This window comes from Ferdinandcohnia sp. GQ5 (assembly GCF_059759275.1).
The window spans coordinates 134,414-155,115 of record NZ_JCAXEW010000007.1 but is presented as its reverse complement, the minus strand read 5'-3'; the positions used below and the strand labels follow the sequence as shown (position 1 = coordinate 155,115).

21 protein-coding genes are annotated in these 20,702 nt (G+C 37.6%); 18 read left to right on the top strand and 3 right to left on the bottom strand.

Annotation, left to right across the window (positions count from 1 at the left end):
* The first annotated feature begins 8 nt into the window (after positions 1 to 8).
* The 16 genes from AC6CHV_RS10675 to AC6CHV_RS10600 all read left to right on the top strand — a co-directional run bounded on the left by AC6CHV_RS10675 (position 9) and on the right by AC6CHV_RS10600 (position 17,136).
* On the top strand, positions 9 to 512 hold the full coding sequence (locus AC6CHV_RS10675) for a hypothetical protein (protein WP_498078879.1): 504 nt from the start codon (positions 9 to 11) through the stop codon (positions 510 to 512).
* A gap of 13 nt (positions 513 to 525) precedes the next feature.
* A complete protein-coding gene (locus tag AC6CHV_RS10670) occupies positions 526 to 2,880 on the top strand; it encodes a hypothetical protein (protein ID WP_498078878.1) in 2,355 nt (784 codons plus the stop codon).
* A 75-nt stretch (positions 2,881 to 2,955) separates the two neighbouring features.
* The gene (locus AC6CHV_RS10665) at positions 2,956 to 3,396 is read left to right on the top strand and encodes a phage holin family protein (protein ID WP_274338082.1); all 441 of its coding nucleotides are present in this window, start codon (positions 2,956 to 2,958) and stop codon (positions 3,394 to 3,396) included.
* Between the two features lie 31 nt (positions 3,397 to 3,427).
* A complete protein-coding gene (locus tag AC6CHV_RS10660; RefSeq protein ID WP_498078877.1) occupies positions 3,428 to 4,129 on the top strand; it encodes an N-acetylmuramoyl-L-alanine amidase in 702 nt (233 codons plus the stop codon).
* Positions 4,130 to 4,324: 195 nt separating this feature from the next.
* A complete protein-coding gene (locus AC6CHV_RS10655; RefSeq protein ID WP_124763839.1) occupies positions 4,325 to 4,561 on the top strand; it encodes an SHOCT domain-containing protein in 237 nt (78 codons plus the stop codon).
* Between the two features lie 61 nt (positions 4,562 to 4,622).
* Positions 4,623 to 6,185, top strand: a complete 1,563-nt coding sequence (locus AC6CHV_RS10650; RefSeq protein WP_124763840.1) for a recombinase family protein — start codon at positions 4,623 to 4,625, stop codon at positions 6,183 to 6,185.
* A complete protein-coding gene (locus AC6CHV_RS10645) occupies positions 6,186 to 6,599 on the top strand; it encodes a recombinase family protein (protein ID WP_124763841.1) in 414 nt (137 codons plus the stop codon). It begins immediately after the preceding gene.
* A gap of 3 nt (positions 6,600 to 6,602) precedes the next feature.
* Positions 6,603 to 8,174, top strand: coding sequence for a recombinase family protein (locus AC6CHV_RS10640; RefSeq protein ID WP_147716709.1), 1,572 nt, complete (start codon positions 6,603 to 6,605; stop codon positions 8,172 to 8,174).
* A gap of 430 nt (positions 8,175 to 8,604) precedes the next feature.
* Positions 8,605 to 9,831, top strand: coding sequence for a macrolide efflux MFS transporter Mef(A) (mef(A), locus tag AC6CHV_RS10635; RefSeq protein WP_042357457.1), 1,227 nt, complete (start codon positions 8,605 to 8,607; stop codon positions 9,829 to 9,831).
* A 113-nt stretch (positions 9,832 to 9,944) separates the two neighbouring features.
* Positions 9,945 to 11,408: an ABC-F type ribosomal protection protein Msr(D) gene (gene msr(D), locus AC6CHV_RS10630; protein WP_042357455.1), complete on the top strand. Its 1,464-nt coding sequence runs from the start codon at positions 9,945 to 9,947 to the stop codon at positions 11,406 to 11,408.
* Positions 11,409 to 11,639: 231 nt separating this feature from the next.
* Positions 11,640 to 12,479, top strand: a complete 840-nt coding sequence (locus AC6CHV_RS10625) for a nucleotidyltransferase domain-containing protein (RefSeq protein WP_007750460.1) — start codon at positions 11,640 to 11,642, stop codon at positions 12,477 to 12,479.
* Complete coding sequence (locus tag AC6CHV_RS10620) at positions 12,476 to 13,117, top strand: Vat family streptogramin A O-acetyltransferase (RefSeq protein WP_018664418.1); 642 nt, start codon at positions 12,476 to 12,478, stop codon at positions 13,115 to 13,117. The genes AC6CHV_RS10625 and AC6CHV_RS10620 overlap by 4 nt, the downstream gene beginning before the upstream one ends.
* Positions 13,118 to 13,221: 104 nt before the next feature.
* Complete coding sequence (locus AC6CHV_RS10615) at positions 13,222 to 14,100, top strand: AraC family transcriptional regulator (RefSeq protein ID WP_039236463.1); 879 nt, start codon at positions 13,222 to 13,224, stop codon at positions 14,098 to 14,100.
* Between the two features lie 724 nt (positions 14,101 to 14,824).
* Positions 14,825 to 15,238 carry an NAD(+)--rifampin ADP-ribosyltransferase gene (arr, locus tag AC6CHV_RS10610; protein WP_069955805.1) on the top strand — a complete coding sequence of 138 codons (414 nt, stop codon included), beginning with the start codon at positions 14,825 to 14,827 and terminating at the stop codon, positions 15,236 to 15,238.
* A gap of 770 nt (positions 15,239 to 16,008) precedes the next feature.
* Complete coding sequence (locus AC6CHV_RS10605) at positions 16,009 to 16,332, top strand: hypothetical protein (protein WP_498078876.1); 324 nt, start codon at positions 16,009 to 16,011, stop codon at positions 16,330 to 16,332.
* A 99-nt stretch (positions 16,333 to 16,431) separates the two neighbouring features.
* The gene (locus tag AC6CHV_RS10600; RefSeq protein ID WP_498078875.1) at positions 16,432 to 17,136 is read left to right on the top strand and encodes a toxin regulator; all 705 of its coding nucleotides are present in this window, start codon (positions 16,432 to 16,434) and stop codon (positions 17,134 to 17,136) included.
* A gap of 881 nt (positions 17,137 to 18,017) precedes the next feature.
* Here the strand turns inward: AC6CHV_RS10600 and AC6CHV_RS10595 are convergent.
* Positions 18,018 to 18,350: a hypothetical protein gene (locus AC6CHV_RS10595; protein ID WP_498078874.1), complete on the bottom strand. Its 333-nt coding sequence runs from the start codon at positions 18,348 to 18,350 to the stop codon at positions 18,018 to 18,020.
* An 82-nt stretch (positions 18,351 to 18,432) separates the two neighbouring features.
* On the bottom strand, positions 18,433 to 18,624 hold the full coding sequence (locus tag AC6CHV_RS10590) for a DUF6366 family protein (protein ID WP_498078873.1): 192 nt from the start codon (positions 18,622 to 18,624) through the stop codon (positions 18,433 to 18,435).
* 313 nt (positions 18,625 to 18,937) lie between these two features.
* Between AC6CHV_RS10590 and AC6CHV_RS10585 the strand changes: the two genes are divergently transcribed.
* Entirely contained in the window at positions 18,938 to 19,381 is a 444-nt protein-coding gene (locus AC6CHV_RS10585; protein WP_498078872.1) for a hypothetical protein, read from the top strand.
* A 141-nt stretch (positions 19,382 to 19,522) separates the two neighbouring features.
* Here AC6CHV_RS10585 and AC6CHV_RS10580 read toward each other — a convergent pair whose 3' ends face one another.
* Positions 19,523 to 19,705 (bottom strand): hypothetical protein, encoded by a 183-nt coding sequence (locus tag AC6CHV_RS10580; protein ID WP_498078871.1) that lies wholly within the window; start codon positions 19,703 to 19,705, stop codon positions 19,523 to 19,525.
* Positions 19,706 to 20,117: 412 nt separating this feature from the next.
* On the opposite strand from AC6CHV_RS10580, the gene AC6CHV_RS10575 reads away from it, so the two are divergent.
* Positions 20,118 to 20,513 carry a DUF3888 domain-containing protein gene (locus AC6CHV_RS10575; RefSeq protein ID WP_498078870.1) on the top strand — a complete coding sequence of 132 codons (396 nt, stop codon included), beginning with the start codon at positions 20,118 to 20,120 and terminating at the stop codon, positions 20,511 to 20,513.
* Positions 20,514 to 20,702: the final 189 nt, after the last annotated feature.

The window sequence follows — 20,702 nt, the reverse complement described above, 5'->3', positions numbered from 1 at the left end:
AGTGATTTATGGAGAAAAGTGGATTTTTCAACTCATCCGATGGAGATAGAGTCTATGATGCAACAGATTTCGCTGCATATTTTGGAAGTCTTGTCTCGAATGGAGTATTTTATTCTACACCAACAAACCTTTTGGTATCTCCTGGGATTGGATTGGCAGTAAGCATTGCGGCGGGAAGTGCATGGATTAATGGATATAGATATGAAAATACAGATGATTTAAACAAGCCTCTCGCTACAGCAGACGGAAGCAATCCTCGCATAGACCGGGTTGTGGTTCGTTTAAGCCAAATTAACAGAAGTATTCAGCTTGCGATTGTTTCTGGAACTCCAACAGCATCGCCCATAGCTCCAGAACTGATAAGAACAAGCGACGTCTATGAACTTGGTATTGCTGATGTTCTAGTACCTTCGGCTGCTACATCGATTTCAGCAAATAACATTATAGATACCCGGTTGAATACTAGTCTTTGTGGGTTGGTAAACTCGTTAGTTTCGGCGGTTTATGAATAGGAGGTGAATGTAAGTGGCGGATATTAACGGAATAACTCTGCAGGCGGGTTCTAGCCCAGCTGTTTATTACACGATTACCTATACTAAAAGCCGACTTAATAATAGCCAGATGAGATACAACTTCACGATATCAGCTGCGTTGGGTTCATCAGGTTCTTTTATCCATAGTGGTTATGCACTGCTTTGTACCATAACTGTAAATGGGTCTTCCTCGCAGGTACGCATTAAAGCAGCGGACGGTGATAACTGGGATGGGACTACACCAAGGCTTAGGTATGTTTCGGTGACCTGTGCTTCTACTACAGGTAATGCAACCCAGCCAGTCACATTCAAAGTGGTATCCGATGGACGTTTGCCACTATCCTCTGGGGTAATTACCAATTCGAGCTACACGGTATTAAGCGCTCCGTTGCTTACTACAGCTTGTGGAGCACCAACAGCTTGTACGGTTTCTCCGCTACTTGCGGAAGGCAGTGTGACCCTTTCTTGGAGTGGGGCTTCTGGAGGCATCAATAATACGATTTCCAGTTACGAAATTCAATATAGTGACTCTGCAGATAACGTCACATGGGGAGCATGGACTGCTCTGACCACAGTGACCACCACAGCGACAAGTGGTAGTGTATCGGTTGCATCACCTCCTACCCGAGGTAATTACCGTAGATTTCGGGTACGAACCCGTGGTACAGCAGGCGCTAGTTATTACTCTAGCTGGAAAGTGTCCACAAACAGCGTCCGTAGAAATACTGTGCCAAAGCCAGCAACGACAGCTGTTGCCTCCCCGGCAGCATATAGTGATGAGACGATCACACTTTCTTGGAGCGGGGCGTCAAGTGGTACGAGTCCAATTAAGGGATATCAAATTGCCAGCCGCACATCCACAGATAACAGCACATGGAGTATATGGAATGTGTTAACCATACTGACATTGGCGGCAAGCGGTGGTAGTTATAACCCAACTGTATCGAGGACTCCAGGAACATACACACAATTTGGTATTTGGACAATCGACACATTGGATGTTTATTCAATAGAGAAAGTCAGCAATAGTATCTATTGTAATGTCACAGCTTGTGCGGCACCGACCGTTTGTACGGTAAGCGCAACATTATCTGAAGGAAATGTTACTCTTTCTTGGAGCGGAGCATCTGGCGGCGCAGGCAATGCCATTACATCCTACGAAATACAATATAGTGATTCGCCTGATAATAGCAATTGGGGTGCCTGGTTGGCATTGGCGATAGTCAATACTTCTGCAACAAGCAGTATTTTAAATGTCAGTCCACCTGCTACACGTGGTCACTATCGTCGATTCCGAATAAGAACCCGTGGTACAGCTGGAGAGGATTTTTACTCAGGCTGGACTATTACCAGTAATACTGTTCGTAAAAACATACTACCAATACCGCCGACCTCTTTTACCGCAAACCCTCCTATCTATGAAGCAAATACAATAAACCTTTCGTGGAGTGGGACGGTACCTGGAACAAGCTCCATCAAGCAATATGTCATTCAACAGGCTACTTCGATAGATGGATTAAATTGGTCTGCATATGAAGCACTGACGACAGTTATTTCCAATGTGACTTCAGGCACTCTTCAGGTAAATGCCTCACAGGTTGCCGGTAGATATACTCGTTATCGAATCAGCGTCACAGATGCACTTGATGCAGTGTCTGCCTATGTTGTTAGTAACGCAGTAAAGAAAAACAGTCCGCCTGTAGCACCGATAGTGGACTGTCCAATGTCTGGCAATTTTACTTATAATGCTACACCACGTTTTATGATCACAACAGGAATTGAACCAGATGGACAAACACAAATAGTCGAGGTAAAGATTGACTCTGGTCCATGGCAAAACAGCGTAGACAATCCTGAGCGGTTTTCTGTAAGCGGCTATCTTGGTAATGGGGTCAAGACAATTTACCAAGCTGAGCCGCTTTCTGCAGGTAATCATACGGTTACCTTCCGTTGTCTTGACAGTGATATCGAATCAGCAAGTATAGAAGTTGTTCGTACTTTTACGATATTGGCATTACCTTTTGAAATCATCACTCCAAATGTGACGCATGTAAAGGCAGCACATATTCAGACGCTTCGAACTGCTATAAACAGGATTCGTAGCTATTACAATCTGTCCCCTGCAACTTGGAAAGAGGATATCATCGCAGGAAAGACAGCTGTTAAGAATTGGCCATTTCATATCGTTGAAATACGCAAAGCTATTGATGCGATTATTATAATGGTTAATAGTTTTGATTCCTCCCAGGCATTCGATATACCACCTGTCACATGGCTACCTATTGGTACAGGAAGACCAAGGGCAGATGTAATGCAACAAATTCATGACCTAATTCAAATAATATAAAGATAAAATTCAGCGCTCTTGCAATTTGCAGGGGTGCTTTTCTATATACAAATACTCGAAACGGAGGTGTTTTTAATGAAAGAGATTTGGAATTGGATACAGCTGACTTTTGCCGCTGCCGGTGGATTTTTCGGATGGTTTCTCGGCGGTTATGATGGATTTCTTTATGCACTGGTAGCCTTCGTGGTCATCGATTATCTGACAGGTGTCCTTTGTGCAATTGCGAATAAAAAACTGTGTAGCGAAATCGGTGCTAAGGGAATTTTCAAAAAGGTGCTCATCTTTATAATGGTAGGAATCGCTCATATTATCGATACACAAATTTTGGTTAGTATTGGAGAAAATAGTGGCATTTTACGAACTGCAGTAATCTTTTTCTACCTAAGTAATGAAGGAGTATCCATTTTGGAGAATGCTGGACATATTGGACTGCCTATCCCAGAAAACCTAAAATCGGTTCTACAGCAACTACATGGACGTGATAAGGAACCGCCTAAGCCTGGTGATGGAAGATGATTGAATTAATATTTGATTAGAGGTGATTTTAATGAAGTTACGCAAACTAATACTTACGAACAATGCCTGCTATAAAGCAGGTAAAACAATAAAACCGAAGGGTATCATGGTTCACTCGACTGGGGCCAACAACCCGTTGCTTAAGCGATATGTTGGACCAGATGACGGTTTGTTAGGAAAGAACCAGTACAACAACCATTGGAATCAAGATAAACCTGGGGGTCGTCAAGTTTGTGTTCATGCCTTTATTGGTAAATTAGCAGATGGCTCTATTGCTACCTATCAAACATTGCCTTGGAATCACCGGGGTTGGCATGCTGGAGGAGATGCGAATAACACGCATATAGGATTTGAGATTTGCGAGGACGGTCTAACCGATACCTCGTATTTTTCTGCTGTTTATAAGGAAGCAGTGGAGCTTTGTGTACATCTTTGCAAACTCTATGGACTTAGTGAGAAGGATATCATCTGTCATAGTGAAGGCTATAAGCAAGGTATAGCCAGTAACCATGCGGATGTGATGCACTGGTTTCCTAAGCATGGCAAGACCATGGATACCTTTAGAGCGGATGTTAAGAAACTTCTAAGCGAAGAAGAAAAATCAGCAGAACCAGTGAAAAAGAAATATTACCGTGTACAAATAGGTGCATACACTGTCAAAGCAAATGCTGAGGCAGAGCTTGCCAAAGCTAAAAAGGCAGGCTTTACGGATGCATTTATTAAGTATGATTAATCAAAAGGGCGAGTTTAAAACGGTGTTTCTTGATTTTCACAAAGTCTCTCAAATAAATTATTAAACAATTAATTTATCTAGCCTGTGGGGGTTCTTCCCTTGCAGGCTCTTTTTTTATGCTCTGATTCAAATTAATTCTTACAAATCCTCAACTTCGACCTGTTCCCACGGCTATTAGGTAGGAGGTGATTCCTAGTGAATCAGCACGAGGATAAAAAAATTACAAAGATTTCAGATGAGATTATAGACAAAAGCGTTGAATTAAAGAAAGTATCACAGGAACAGCTACAGCGTGAGTTTGATTATATCCAGGCAGAAAAGATGCTGAGAAAGATGCTCGGAAAAGGCTTAATAACTGAAATAGAATTCCACAAGATAGACGCACTAAATCGCCAAACTTTCTCCCCTTTTTTAGCAGAGATAATGCCCTGAAATCGTTGATATATAAGGGTTTCAGAGGTAATATGAGACCTACCAAGAAGGAGGTGAGAGGATGAAAAAGATAACGAAAATAGAAGGAAATCTAGCCAACTCTTTTATTAAGCCAAAAACACGAGTAGTTGCCTACTGCCGAGTTTCAACAGATAGTAATGAACAGCTAGTCAGCTTGCAAGCACAAAAGGCCCATTATGAGACCTACATAAAGGCGAATCCAGAATGGGTATATGCAGGCCTATATTATGATGAGGGAATCAGCGGTACGAAAAAGGAAAACCGCTCTGACCTGCTTAGGATGTTATCAGACTGTGAAACTGGGAGAATTGACTTAATCATTACAAAGTCCATCAGCCGATTTGCGAGAAATACTACAGACTGCTTGGAGATGGTTCGAAAACTGATCGACCTTGGGGTTCATATCTATTTTGAGAAGGAAAACATCAATACAGGTTCAATGGAAAGTGAATTGATGCTCTCCATTTTAAGTGGGCTTGCAGAAAGTGAGTCAATTTCCATTTCTGAAAATACTAAATGGGCAATTCAAAGACGATTTCAAAACGGGACCTTTAAAATTTCCTACCCACCATATGGGTATCAAAACATTGACGGTCAGATGATAGTAAACCTCAAGCAGGCTGAAGTTGTGAAGTATATTTTTGCAGAGGTATTATTGGGCAAAGGCACACAGAAAGTTGCAAATGATCTTAATCAAAAGGGTATCCCTTCAAAAAGAGGTGGTCGTTGGACAGCTACTACAATTCGAGGAATTCTGACCAATGAAAAATATACTGGCGATGTTATTTTGCAAAAGACTTATACTGACAGCCATTTTAACAGGCACACCAATTACGGTGAGAAAAATATGTACCTAGTAGAAAACCATCATGAGGCAATTATCAGCCATGAAGATTTTGAAGCTGTGGATGCCGTTCTCAATCAAAGAGCAAAGGAAAAAGGCATCGAAAAGCGCAACTGCAAATATCTAAACCGATATGCTTTCTCTAGCAAAATTATCTGCTCGGAATGTGGCAGTACCTTTAAAAGACGGATTCATTCATCTGGAAGAAAATACATCGCTTGGTGCTGTAGTAAGCATATAAGCAATATAACGGAATGTTCTATGCAGTTCATTCGAGATGAAGATATAAAGACTGCATTTGTCACGATGATGAATAAGCTCATTTTCGGTCAGAAATTCATATTAAGACCACTTTTGAATGGGTTACGTAACCAGAACAATGTAGCAAGTTTTCGCAGAATTGAAGAGTTGGAAACTAAGATTGAAAACAACATGGAGCAGAGTCAGATGCTGACGGGTTTAATGGCCAAAGGGTATCTGGAACCTGCTTTATTTAATAAAGAAAAGAATTCACTGGAAGCAGAAAGAGAAAATCTTCTTGCTGAAAAAGAGCAACTTACTTATTCCGTCAACGGCAATTTTGCAAAAGTTGAAGAAGTTGAGTGTTTGCTTAAGTTTGCCACTAAGTCCAAAATGCTCACAGCCTATGAGGATGAGTTGTTTGAAAGTTATGTAGAGAAGATTATTGTTTTTTCACGAGAGGAAGTTGGATTTGAATTAAAATGTGGCATCACATTGAAGGAAAGGTTGGTGAATTAGATGGGTCACACACCCTATGGATATAGAATTGAAGATGGAAAGGCTGTTGTAGATGATATAGCAGCGGAAAAAGTAAGGGAATTATTTTCAGGGTACTTGGCAGGACTTTCTTTGAAGGATGTTGCTAAAAAAGCTGGGATAGACTGCTACCACGCCACAGCAAGTAAGATGTTGCAAAACAAGCACTACCTTGGCGATGAATTCTACCCTCCAATTATTGATGAGGAGACATTTGAAAAAGCAAGAGTAGAAAAACGAAAACGAGCAGAAAAGCTAGGAAGGATATGGGAACCTAAAGATGAACCGGAAACGGATTATCCTATAAAGTTCAAAGCAAAACCTCTAGTGCAAAAATATGACGATCCATACAAGCAGGCGGAATATGCCTACAGTTTGATAGAAAGCGAGGTGTAAAAAGTGGCAGTGAGTAGGAATGTAACAGTCATTCCGGCAATTCAACGAATCGGAAATAATAAAAATGGTGAAAGCAAACCCAAAATACGAGTGGCTGCTTACTGCCGTGTTTCAACGGATAGTGAGGAGCAAGCTTCAAGTTATGACATTCAGATTGAACATTATACAAATTATATTAAGAAAAACAAGAAATGGGAATTGGCAGGGATTTTTGCGGATGATGGCATCACAGGTACAAATACCAAAAAGCGAGATGAATTCAACCGCATGATTGAAGAGTGTATGGCAGGCAATATCGATATGATCATCACAAAATCTATCAGCCGATTTGCCAGAAATACGTTAGACTGCCTTAAATACATCCGTCAGTTAAAGGATAAAAACATTGCTGTGTTCTTCGAGAAAGAGAATATCAACACCATGGATTCCAAGGGTGAAGTCTTGTTGACCATTATGGCATCCCTTGCCCAACAGGAAAGCCAATCCTTAAGCCAAAACGTAAAGCTAGGTATTCAGTATCGATATCAACAAGGTGAAGTTCAGGTCAACCACAAGCGTTTCCTTGGATACACCAAGGATGAAAACAAGCAGCTAGTGATTGATCCAGAGGGAGCTGAGGTGGTTAAACGGATTTATAGGGAGTACCTTGAGGGGGCGAGCCTTTTACAGATAGCAAGAGGACTAGAAGCAGACGATATTCTAACAGCGGCAGGTAAATCAAAATGGAGGCCAGAAACGCTGAAAAAAATACTACAAAATGAAAAGTACATCGGTGATGCCCTTCTACAAAAAACATATACGGTTGATTTCCTTTCTAAAAAGCGAGTCAAGAATAACGGCATCGTTCCCCAGTATTATGTAGAAAACAGCCATGAGCCTATCATTCCACGCGACCTTTTTATGCAGGTTCAAGAAGAGATGGTTCGAAGAGCAAATCTTCGGGGCGGCAAAGGCGGTAAAAAGAGAGTCTATAGCAGCAAGTATGCTTTATCGAGTATTGTTTACTGCGGTCATTGCGGCGATATTTACCGACGAGTACACTGGAATAACCGAGGTTACAAGTCTATTGTTTGGAGATGCGTCAGCCGTTTGGAGGAAAAAGGGTCTGAATGTACGGCCTCTACCATAAACGAGGAAATATTACAGACAGCAGTGGTCAAGGCTATTAACGAACTTTTGGCTAACAAAGAACCCTTCCTCTCAACGTTACAGAAAAATATAGCCACCGTACTTAATGAAGAAAATGATAATGCCACCGTTGATATTGATGGCAAATTGGAAGAATTGCAACAACAGCTTCTAATCCAAGCAAAGTCCAAGAATGACTATGAAGATGTGGCTGATGAAATTTATCGGCTTCGTGAATTGAAGCAAAATGCACTAGTTGAAAATGCAGAGCGAGAAGGAAAAAGGCAACGAATCGCTGAAATGACTGATTTCTTGAATGAACAATCCTGTGAGTTGGAGGAATATGATGAACAGTTAGTAAGGCGACTTATTGAGAAAGTAACGATATATGAAGATAAGCTCACCGTTGAATTCAAGTCTGGGATTGAGATTGACGAAGAGATATAGAATATTAACCGCCAATTAGGGGCTAGCACCCTTTGGCGGTTAATATTGGATTTTTTTAATTTTAAAGTTGCTTAAAACGACTTGTTGTGTTAAAATATACGCTGATACAAATAAGAATTTAGGAGGAACCGAAACTATGACAGCCTCAATGCGTTTAAGATAAGCTGGCAATAAAAAAAGCAGAATCTATCCCCGATGATAGGCTTTTTTGTTGTGCTTATTTATACGATATTGAGCATTCATTAGTTACGGTGAGGATATAGGTCATTTAACTATACCTTTATTTAACTATGTCTTTATTATGAATGTTTCCATATTGTATGTATGCAGACCAAAAGCCACATTGTGGATTTAGGCCTGCATTTTTTATTGCCTAGAATGCTATTCAAAATAGAAATTCAAGCAAAATAATATGCAGGAGATAATATAAATGGAAAAATACAACAATTGGAAACTTAAGTTTTATACAATATGGGCAGGGCAGGCAGTATCATTAATCACTAGTGCCATCCTGCAAATGGCGATTATTTTTTACCTTACAGAAAAAACAGGATCTGCGATGGTCTTGTCTATGGCTTCACTTGTAGGTTTTTTACCCTATGCGGTCTTTGGACCAGCCATTGGTGTATTAGTGGATCGTCATGATAGGAAGAAGATAATGATTGGTGCTGATTTAATTATCGCAGCAGCTGGGGCCGTGCTAGCTATTGTTGCATTGTATATGGAGTTACCTATCTGGATGGTTATGGTAGTATTGTTTATCCGTAGCATTGGAACAGCTTTTCATACCCCGGCTCTCAATGCGGTTACTCCACTTTTAGTACCAGAAGAACAGCTTACGAAATGTGCAGGCTATAGTCAGTCTTTGCAGTCTATAAGCTATATTGTTAGTCCGGCGGTTGCAGCATTGTTATATTCTGTTTGGGAATTAAATGCTATTATTGCCATCGATGTATTGGGTGCTGTGATTGCGTCTATTACGGTAGCAATTGTACGTATTCCTAAGCTTGGCGATCAAGTGCAAAGTTTAAAACCAAATTTCATAAAAGAAATGAAAGATGGAATTGTCGTACTGAAACAAAACAAAGGATTATTTGCCTTATTACTTTTAGGCACACTATATACATTTGTTTATATGCCAATTAATGCACTATACCCTTTATTCAGTATGGAATATTTTAATGGGACACCGATGCATATTTCTATCACCGAAATTGCGTTTGCCTCTGGTATGCTGGCAGGAGGCTTGATATTAGGAAGATTGGGAAGTTACGAAAAGCGTGTACTATTAATAACGGGTTCATTTTTTATGATGGGAGCTAGTTTAGCCATTGCAGGATTACTTCCTTCAAATGGATTTGTAATGTTTGTAGTCTGCTGTGCAATAATGGGGCTTTCGGTGCCATTTTATAGCGGTGTGCAAACAGCTCTTTTTCAGGAGAAAATTAAGCCTGAATATTTAGGACGTATATTTTCTTTGACCGGAAGTATTATGTCATTCGCTATGCCGCTTGGCTTAATCCTTTCTGGGTTTTTTGCTGATAGAATCGGTGTAAATCATTGGTTTTTACTATCAGGTATTTTAATTATTGGCGTTGCTATCGTTTGCCCGATGATGACCGAGATTAGAAAATTAGATTTAAAACAAAATTCATAGGAGGGACATATTTATGTATTTAATTTTCATGTAATTCTTCCTGCTTAAATCGTAGGGTTTTCCCTGCGTACAAGCAAATGAAAACATGCGATTATAGACAGGAGGAAAATGTTATGGAATTGATATTAAAAGCAAAAGACATTCGTGTGGAATTTAAAGGACGCGATGTTTTAGATATAGACGATTTAGAAGTATATGATTATGACCGTATTGGTTTAGTAGGAGCAAATGGTGCAGGAAAAAGCACTTTATTTAAGGTGATTTTAGGAGAATTAACTCCTCCAGGATGTAAAATGAATCGTCTAGGTGAACTTGCCTATATCCCTCAGTTGGACAAGGTAACCTTGCAAGAGGAAAAAGATTTTGGACTTGTAGGCAAGCTTGGTGTTAATCAATTAGATATTCAGACCATGAGCGGCGGTGAAGAAACAAGGCTTAAAATAGCACAAGCTTTATCGGCACAGGTTCATGGTATTTTAGCGGATGAACCTACCAGTCATTTAGACCGTGAAGGAATTGATTTTCTAATCGGACAGCTAAAATATTTTATAGGTGCACTGTTAGTTATTAGCCATGACCGCTATTTTCTTGATGAGGTAGTAGATAAAATATGGGAACTGAAAGATGGCAAAATCACTGAGTATTGGGGAAACTATTCTGATTATCTTCGCCAAAAAGAGGAAGAACGCAAGAGCCAGTCTGCAGAATACGAACAATTTATTGCGGAACGTGCCCGATTGGAAAGGGCTGCGGAGGAAAAGCGAAAGCAGGCCCGTAAAATAGAAAAAAAGGCAAAAGGTGCTTCAAAGAAAAAAAGTACTGAAGGCGGAGGGCGTTTAGCTCATCAAAAATCAATGGGAAGTAAGGAAAAAAAGATGCATAATGCCGCTAAGTCCCTAGAACATAGGATTGCGGCCTTAGGAAAAGTAGAAGCCCCAGAAGACATTCGTAGGATTCGTTTCAGGCAAAGTAAAGCATTGGAGCTCCACAATCCATATCCTATTGCTGGTACGGAAATTAATAAAATATTTGGAGATAAGGTATTGTTTGAAAATGTATCTTTTCAAATTCCGCTTGGAGCAAAAGTGGCATTAACTGGTAGTAATGGAACCGGAAAAACAACTTTAATCCAAATGATCTTAAACCATGAAGATGGAATTTCTATTTCACCTAAGGCAAAAATAGGTTACTTTGCACAAAATGGTTACAAGTACAACAGTAATCAGAATGTCCTAGAGTTTATGCAGGAGGATTGTGATTACAATGTATCGGAAATTCGTTCAGTGCTAGCATCCATGGGGGTGAAACAGAATGATATTGGAAAAAGCTTATCTGTTTTAAGCGGCGGAGAAATTATTAAATTATTGCTAGCTAAAATGCTTATGGGTAGATATAACATCTTACTAATGGATGAACCGAGCAACTTCCTTGACATACCAAGCTTAGAGGCTTTGGAAATACTAATGAAGGAGTATGCCGGAACTATAGTATTTATCACCCATGACAATCGGCTACTTGATAATGTGGCTAATGTGATTTATGAAATCAAAGATAAGAAATTAAACTTAGTCCGATAATTATTTTACTTTTCTTATTTGACAGATCGTAAGTAGGGCAGTGAAAAAGATTATGGATTTTATCTAAGCGCTAAGTAGTTTAGATCACTAATCAGGGAAAATAAGGCCTTCAAGATGAATTCTGAAGGCCCCCTTTCCATATAAATATACGTAAAGCATAAGGAACATATGGCAAAAAAGGTGTTTCTCAACATGAGATATAGCTTTTGATATTGAAAGGAGTGATTCAGTATGATAGATAATATTATTCAATCAGTGACAGAAAAATTATCCTCTTTGCCTTATATAGAAGGCATCGTATTAGGGGGTTCTCGTGCAAGAGGCACCCATACAGAGGATTCTGATATAGATTTCGGAATCTATTACAATTCAGAGTTATTTGACATTACAGTAATTAATCAACTTGCTACAGAGTTGGATGATGAGAATAGAAGCAACCTTATTGTACCTCCCGGAGCATGGGGTGATTGGATTAATGGCGGCGGATGGTTAGTCATAAACGGATATCATGTGGACTTAATTTTACGTGATATTAAACGGGTGGTACAAATAATCAAAGATACGGAGCAAGGAATTGCTACTGCTAATTATCAGACGGGGCATCCCCATGGATATATAAGTGCTATGTATCGAGGAGAATTAGCGATTAGCAAAATACTATATGCTAATGATGAAAACTTTTATGAGTTTAAAAAGCAAGCAGAACGTTATCCAACCGCTTTGCAGAAAGGATTAACTGAATTTTTTATGTTTGAGGCAGGTTTCTCTTTAATGTTTGCTGAGAACAATATAGATAAAGACGATGTATCCTATGTTTGCGGGCATTGCTTTCGAAGCATATCTTCCCTTAATCAAGTCTTATTTGCAGTAAATAAAGAATACTGTATAAATGAAAAAAAGGCTGTTAAGATGATCGAGGATTTTAAGATCAAGCCAAGCGATTACAAGGAAAGGGTCGATAAGGTTATTTCCTTAATATCAACTAATGTAGATTGTACAAGAAAAGGAATAGAGATTCTTCAAAGACTAGTAAATGAGGTTGAATACCTGAAAGGAGCCCATATTCAATGACGGGGCCAGATAAGAAAAAGCTTTATCCGAATGAAAATATAAAGACGGTTTGCTATATAAGTAATCTACCTAAAAGACCAAATGTTGAGATTGGTGAATACACTTATTACAGCGACAATAATAAATCTCCTGAGAAATTTTATGATAATATAGAGCACCACTACGAATTTCTTGGAGATAAACTCATTATAGGCAAGTTCTGTGCAATTGCAGCGGGTGTTAAGTTTATCATGAATGGTGCAAATCATAGAATGGATGGAATTACAACCTATCCCTTTAATATCTTTGGCTGTGGATGGGAAAAAGTGACTCCTACAATAGAACAACTTCCTTTTAAGGGTGACACAGTGATTGGCAATGATGTGTGGATAGGTCAAAATGTAACCATAATGCCAGGTGTTAAAATTGGAGATGGTGCGATTATTGCTGCTAACTCAACAGTAGTAAAAAGTGTTGAACCCTATTCAATATATGGTGGGAATCCAGCTAAGTTTATCAAAAAACGCTTTAGTGACGAAAAGATTGAATTCTTGCTAAAGCTTCAATGGTGGAATTGGAGCGAAGAGGAAATATTTAATAATCTTGAAATGTTAACATCCGAAGCAGGGTTAGAGCAATTAATGAATAAACAAATGTAAACTAAAGGGTTTCCCGAATAAGGTGAGTCGACTACATTGTGCACAGATTGTCGGATGGGTAAATGCATCCTCTGATAATATTGATGATGAAAGGAGGTTGTTTGATGGATTCTTTAAGAAGTATGAATAATGCATTGGCATATATTGAAGAGCACTTAACAGAGGAAATTGATTATAGTGAAGTATCTAAAATCGCTTATTGTTCAGAGTATCATTTCAAGCGGATGTTTTCTTTTTTAGCAGGCATAAGTTTATCAGAATATATTCGGAGAAGAAGACTGACGTTGGCTGCACTTGATCTGAAAGATAGGGATTTGAGAATAATTGATGTAGCCGTCAAATATGGCTATAATTCGGCTGATTCATTTTCCCGTGCTTTTCATTCCCTGCATGGCATTCTCCCTTCTGAGGCAAGGAGTGAGAATACACAATTAAAAGCTTATCCTCGAATGACCTTTCAATTATCAATTAAAGGAGGATGCGAAATGAACTATCGTATTGTTGAGAAAGGACCTTTTAAGTTAGTAGGATTTAAGAAGAGAGTTCCAATTATTTTTAAAGGTGTCAATCCAGAGATTGCAAAAATGACTGAACTTTTAACCACGGATGTTATTAAACAATTAAAAGCAATTTCAAATGTAGAACCAACAGGTATTATTAGTGCTTCCACTAATTTCTCGGAAGGAAGAATGGAAGAAAGAGGAGAACTAGATCATTACATCGGTGTAGCAACTTCAAGTGATGAAACAGCAGAATTTGATGTATTAAAAATTGATGCTAGTACTTGGGCTGTATTTGAATCGATTGGACCATTCCCGGAAACACTTCAAAATGTGTGGGGTAGGATATATTCAGAGTGGTTTCCATCATCAGGATACGAGGCGGTTGAAGGTCCTGAAATTTTATGGAGTGAGAGTCCAGACACTGGGAATCCTAAGTATAGAAGCGAAATTTGGATTCCAGTAAAGAAAAAAGACTATTAATTACATCAATGTTTACGAAAAGGGCGCTCCTATTAAGAGTGCCCTTTTCGTAAACGGTACGATTGGTGAATGTTTGGCGTAGCTAATTTCGGGTTGTGCTAGGCACCCCCGAAACAATAAAAGCTTAACTTCACTGATAATATACTCTTCCTCACTTTAATTATAACATATACAAAATTGCAAATATAGACTGTTCGTTCTGAATTTCAACTGCTATACTTCGATAGTATATTAGTGAGATTTGTTGGGGGATTTGGGATAGTGATTATTTTGGTCTGCTTCATTAATCGACGAATTGGCAAAAGGCAAGCCAATGGAGAAGATCTTGAGCAGTTGAAGTTCTGGATATACTCATCATAACATTCAATTAATTTGGAGGTAAGATTAGATGAATAAAAAATTTGATCCAAATAACGTTATTATTAAAATCTGCATGAGTGGGATGGGATTGGAGGACTGTGGAAACAGTGAGGGTGCGATTGCGATGTTTCATAAAGCATGGCACGAAGCAACGGATGACTATGAAAGATTTATCGCAGCTTATCATTTAGCTCGTATACAAGAAAATATTACAGATAAATTAAAATGGATGGAAACATCCTTACAGTGTGCACAAAATATAGATGATGATAACGTTAAGAGTGCTTACTCCACGTTGTATATAAACATTGCCAACTGTTATGAGGAGTTGGGTGATTCTGAACAGGCAACTAGAAATTATGAATTGGCCAAATCATATAATGGTGCACTAACAGATAAAGGCCCATTTTACCATGGGACAAAGGCAGATTTGAAAGTTGGTGATTTTCTGATAGCGGGTGGAAATTCAAATTACAAACCTGGGCTTAAAATGAACCATATTTATTTCACTGCTAATGTCAATGGGGCAGGTCTTGCAGCAGCATTAGCAAAAGGAAAAGGAAGAGAACGCGTTTATATAGTAGAACCTACAGGTGAATTTGAAAACGACCCAAATGTTACTGACAAAAAGTTCCCTGGTAACTTAACGCGTTCTTATCGCTCACAAGAACCTTTAAAAATTATTGGTGAAGAAACAGAGTGGACGAAACCGACAGCTACTAAGCGACGAGAATGGCATGAAAATTTAGCTAAAAACAAAGGCGATATTATTAACTAAACACATTTAATGGTGTGATAGTTGAAGGTCGATATGTTCCCGCCTACCGATAGTGCCAAAAACGTAGTGGATATGTTTCCGAGAACGGATACGCTCAAATGACATTCATTCTGTCCTCTCGAGCCACGTTGAAGCGGTCGCGCAGCTAATTTTAAAAGAAGGCAACTAACCCTTATGGGCGTTGCCTTTTTACGTTTCTCGTAAAGGACTGACGAAGTTGTACTTAATATGGACACTGCTATCATGAGTACATGTGATCTTCTCAACTAAAGAATGAAGTATCCGCGGTGTTAATTTTTTTAATGTAAGAACAACTTTTAATTTCTTTCCGATGTGTAGAGCGTAATTTTCGTCATTGCATTCCTGTACTTTTTCCTCTAATTGAGTTTTCTTAATTTATAGAGCTTTAATCTTGTTATCAGTTATTTCTCTGTAATCAACTAATTCTTCTTTTGTAATGACATTTTCGGTAAACAGATTGACGTAATCTAGTTTCTTATCTTGTAATGCCTCGATTTCCGTAAATTAGATTTGATCACCACAAAATTCACTACTGTCTCTATTTGCCTTTGTCATTTCCCGCAACTGTAGCATTTAGTAACAGCTTGACGAACTAAGAATTTTTCAAAAATTCAAGATGTATCACTTCCTTTCAAACTTTTTTAATACATTTAACGGTAATATTGCGCTGAATTTTTATAATATTGTAAATTATAAACTTTTTCAAATCACCCCTGTCCAATATAATTGCAAGGGGAGAGTGATAGTATATGAGATTTGAAGATGTAAAAGTAGGAGTGTTGGTAAAGTATTGGGACCATGAATACAAGAAGTTTTTTGTGGCTGAAGTCATTGATACAGGATGGGGAATCGGAGAGCATGATGAAGAATTCCCTTATGTGTTAATTGATGATCCGATGATACCCGGACATATCATTTCCATGGCTCCAGGACATTTTGAAGCCTATGAGACAAAAGTTCGGTTAACTCATTGCTGGAATTGCAAAATGAATTTGAGCTCAAAGTCCATGGAATTATGTGGGGATTGCAATGGGATCAAATGTCCACGCTGCAAAGCGTGTTTGTGCCATTAATATACAAATCTGTCATTTAATTTTCAGAACTAGGTGATTTTACCTAGTTCTATTTTCGTGTTATACTAAATCTAGTAAACTATAAAGAGGGGAAAAGGTATGAAAAAAGTAGTAGGGTTTGCAAAGAAACGATGGAAGTATATTTTAGTAGCGATTGTTGCTCTTATTCTTGGTTCTGCAGGGGGGCCATCACAAAGTGATGTAGACGCGGCTGTAGAAAAGAGTGATAAATTAAATAAGCAAGTAGAAGAACTTAAAACGAAAAACACGGAATCGGAAACAAAGATTGCCGAACTGGAAGCAAAAGTGAAAGAAGCTGAACCGTTCTTTAAATTGCAAGAGGAAGAACGCAAAGCTAAAGAAGCGGAAGCGAAAGCTGCTGAAGAACAGCGTTTAGCTGAAGAAAAAGCGAAAAAAGAAGCAGAGGAAGCAGCTAAAGCAAAAGCTGAAGCAGAAGAAAAAGCAAAAGCGGAAGCAAAAGAAAAACAAGGATATGAGACTGGTATTACCTATGACCAATTAGCAAGAACACCAGATGATTTTATGTTTGAAAAAGTAAAGTTTAAAGGTAAAGTGGTTCAAGTGATGGAAGGGGATGGAGTCACCCAAATTCGTTTAGCAGTAAATGATAATTACGATACGATTTTGTTTGGCGAATATGACTCTTCTGTTGTTAGTTCAAGAATATTGGAAGATGATATGATTACGATTTACGGTTCATCTACAGGATTAATCACTTATGAATCTACAATGGGTGGGAATATCTCCATCCCAGGTGTATTAATTGAAAAAATCGACCAATAAAAGTTTGAGACCAAGGTACTAACGGGCTTGGTCTTTTTTTGTGCGTATTTAATTGAGATTCGTTCTTTGCATTTTCGTATCAGATGGTTACTTTTCTAAAGAGTAAATTTTAGAGTAAGTAGCCTTATGCAATTTAAGATTCAATCCGAAGTATCGTATTAACTATCAAGGAATTTAAGTGGCCATCTATGTGCATTTCTGCGTTACCTAGTAGTGTTAACTAACATATGTAGGTTTCTTGACCGGGTGGGTATATAATTTTAGGTATTGTGGGTTATTGACTAAGTTCCCACCCCTGCCACTAGAATCGCAGGATTCTGGATAGAGGAAGTGGTATTTTATATCAAAGATTATATACTTTAGTGCAAAGCTGGGAACCGCTGATGCTGCTGTTTCATACCTGAATTACTTAAACCCGTCATTTGCTTAAATTAAAGGGCCTGACCCCCATCGTACTAAAGCGTTAGCGCACTGGGGGTCATGCCCAGCTTTTCCAGCTTTTCCATGAAATAATGCTTCACCACAGAAAATATTGAAAATATCGTTCTTACATGGTAGTTGAATAAACTAAGTCATTTCTTCTTATAAATATAACGATACCCAAGATATATAATCAATATAGCAATAAAAGTAACAATCAAGTTTTCCACATTAGCACAACCTATTATTTTGACACAGATTAAAGGTTCCTCTGGTTTATTAAGTATTGTTAAAAGCAAATATACTTACCTCCCTACAAAGGGATTTTTTACATATATATTCACCTAATCTCAATCCCATTCAATTTTGCATTATTTATCTACTCTGCTCCGATAATACAATTACTTCTAAAAAAAGGCACTTCTCCTCCTTTAAGGAAAGCACCCTTTAGCAAGGTTCCATTATTTCTCTATCAATACGATATTCTTTGCAAGTGGCATTGCCTTTCTCTCTTCTTCACTTGAATTCTCGCTAATTGGTGAATCCCAAATAGCAACCTTATTTCCAATTTCAAACTCACCATCAATATTTACATCATTTATTTGTACCCAAGAACCATTATCTTTTGTTGTACCATTTAAGGCTTCTTCCTTTGAGATATTTTCTACAACTTGAATAACATCTTTTTCTTCATTTATATCTGTTATATAACCGATTATTAAAGGTTCATATGAAACTATTTGTGTTTTTGGATAAGGTTTTGTACACCCTGAAACAAAAATAAAAGTCAACAAGATTAAAAAAATTTATTTTTTATTTTCATAATTATATCCCCCTGGAAAATTACATTTATTAAACTTAACCGTACCCGTTAGCTTAATTAGAACACCGAGATAGAATAAACAGTCCTATGGCAACAATGACTAAGGTAATAATCTTTGTTAGACACCCACCTTTTGTAATTGCACTTGGGTCACCAACCATTGAACGGTTAAAGGAATCAGATAAATTGCTCATCGGATTTCTTTTCCATTCTTTTTCTCGTAATTTTTCTCCGTCTTTCTCCAATTACTATCTCTCCCTGTAAATTGAAACTCTTATCCTACCAGACTTAAATGAACAAGATTTAATCACAGCAAAATGTTTTATACTTTAACTATCCTGTACGGTTAGTGTAATTAGCCTCTTTACTAATTTTACCATAAAGTAACTTGAAGAAAATCTAAAAGCAGAGCAATTCAAAACTGTATTCGCACTACTATATATAGAGGATGTCAAAGTTTTTTGAGATTGTTTTTATACGCCATACAGATAAAAAATTAAAATTGTGGAATATTACATAATAAACATGAAAAGGCGTGATGTGTAAATGAGGTTATCTTTGGTTGCGATTGTAGCAACTTTCTTTGTATTAACGGGTTTTTCCCATCAAGAGGATTTAGAGATTGTCAAAGTGAATACTACTATTAATGAGGCACAAAAGATCATTACCTACGACTTTAAAATTCGTAACAATGGGAAAAGTAATATTGGTGATGGTTTTGATTATCCAGGCTACCATTTTGGAGGAATGGAAGTGGTTGTTGTTCCAGATAAGGAATTAGAAGGGCTTATGAAAATGTTGACAAACACAAAGTATAAGAAAATGGAGAGTGCAGGTTTTGGTGGACAAGGCTCTATCTACCCAAATCAGGTAGCAGATTTTCACGCATCTTATTATTATAGGAATACAACAGACAGTAAACTGTTAAAAAAGAAAGCGTTGAATGGAAAAGTAATTATCTTAGAAGGAACAAATGTTATTGCAGAACTACCATTAAATTAATTCCAAATGGCTATTACCCATAAAGTAATAGCCATTATTATTTCAGATTAAATAATCTGTTAATACAATACCGTTCATATAAATATGAATACTCCTTCTTACAATATCGACCCATTACAATAAGAGTATTGAGTATTGAAGCTATTGCCCACCATTAGTGTATCTATTATCTCCCATCAAATAGTTTGAACTATCCCCAGGCTTAGCATTGGGATTGGTAGGGATATGAGGGTTGTTATTGTTTTTCTTTCGCATGAAATCGATTATTAAAGAAAGTCCCAAAATACCGAGAATAAAGGCAATAAAAAACCAAATTATATTCAATTAAAAACACCCCCTCACTTAAATTTTATTCAGTTAAATCCATTTGTAACTATTGTTTAGAATGGTGGTGGGGGAGGAGGATTATTTCTATGATCATATGGATTTTCTTTAATATCTTTCCGTATTTTTTTTGAGGTAGATGAAGAAAGATTGAACAATATGATGGGGATTACAATGAAAATAAGCAATACTACCCAACTATCAAGAAGCCAATTTAACAATTTGACACCCCCTTTTTATAGGGTATGTCGAAATACAAACGATATTTCCAATTATTGTTATGAATAATAATGATTCCTCACTTTGGAAGCATTGCACTCAAAAGTTCAAGAACATACAGAACCCTAATTGCATTAACTATTTCATTATTGATTAAAATAAGAGAAAAATATGAGGTTGGTGAGATTCTTATATGAAAAAACTCATTTTTATCGTTATGGCATGTTTGCTTCTTGTGCCATATACACCAGTTAAAGCAGAAACCGTAAATACCAATGAAATACAATTGCGTGACGATCTTATTTTCATTTTGCTTTATCCCTTAATTCAGGAAGAATTGAAGAAACAATATGGTGAAATCAAACAAAATGATTGTGCAAATATAACCCAAATTAAGAAGTCAAGGCAAGGTAGTTACATGTTTGAAGTAACAGTACAAGTTATCACTTTTGAGGGTGCTCACAATCCACCAAATGATTTAGTGACCATTACATTTACCAATAGTGATTATCAAGGTTGGCAAGTTATTGAATTCAAGAGTAAAAGATTAAAGAAAAATGAAAAGCATGAGTGTAAACAACCTTTGTAAATAGGTTGTTTTTTTGATGGCTATTCTTCTACAAAATTGTCTTTGGTTAAACGACAATTATTAAAATGAAGAATTTAAGAAAAGCTGACTGTGTAAAGAATTCTGTTGCGAGCGGTTTAGGGGAGGGAATAAATCAATGTAGCATTATATCACCACTGTTTTATAATATATATATTAGGTATTAAAATA

What these genes read in the sequence shown, in the direction of transcription:
- AC6CHV_RS10675 (WP_498078879.1), top strand. Translation starts at nt 9, where the DNA reads ATGGAGAAAAGTGGATTTTTCAACTCATCCGATGGAGATAGAGTCTAT.
- AC6CHV_RS10665 (WP_274338082.1), top strand. Translation starts at nt 2,956, where the DNA reads ATGAAAGAGATTTGGAATTGGATACAGCTGACTTTTGCCGCTGCCGGT.
- AC6CHV_RS10660 (WP_498078877.1), top strand. Translation starts at nt 3,428, where the DNA reads ATGAAGTTACGCAAACTAATACTTACGAACAATGCCTGCTATAAAGCA.
- AC6CHV_RS10650 (WP_124763840.1), top strand. Translation starts at nt 4,623, where the DNA reads ATGAAAAAGATAACGAAAATAGAAGGAAATCTAGCCAACTCTTTTATT.
- AC6CHV_RS10645 (WP_124763841.1), top strand. Translation starts at nt 6,186, where the DNA reads ATGGGTCACACACCCTATGGATATAGAATTGAAGATGGAAAGGCTGTT.
- AC6CHV_RS10625 (WP_007750460.1), top strand. Translation starts at nt 11,640, where the DNA reads ATGATAGATAATATTATTCAATCAGTGACAGAAAAATTATCCTCTTTG.
- AC6CHV_RS10620 (WP_018664418.1), top strand. Translation starts at nt 12,476, where the DNA reads ATGACGGGGCCAGATAAGAAAAAGCTTTATCCGAATGAAAATATAAAG.
- AC6CHV_RS10615 (WP_039236463.1), top strand. Translation starts at nt 13,222, where the DNA reads ATGGATTCTTTAAGAAGTATGAATAATGCATTGGCATATATTGAAGAG.
- AC6CHV_RS10605 (WP_498078876.1), top strand. Translation starts at nt 16,009, where the DNA reads ATGAGATTTGAAGATGTAAAAGTAGGAGTGTTGGTAAAGTATTGGGAC.
- AC6CHV_RS10600 (WP_498078875.1), top strand. Translation starts at nt 16,432, where the DNA reads ATGAAAAAAGTAGTAGGGTTTGCAAAGAAACGATGGAAGTATATTTTA.
- AC6CHV_RS10575 (WP_498078870.1), top strand. Translation starts at nt 20,118, where the DNA reads ATGAAAAAACTCATTTTTATCGTTATGGCATGTTTGCTTCTTGTGCCA.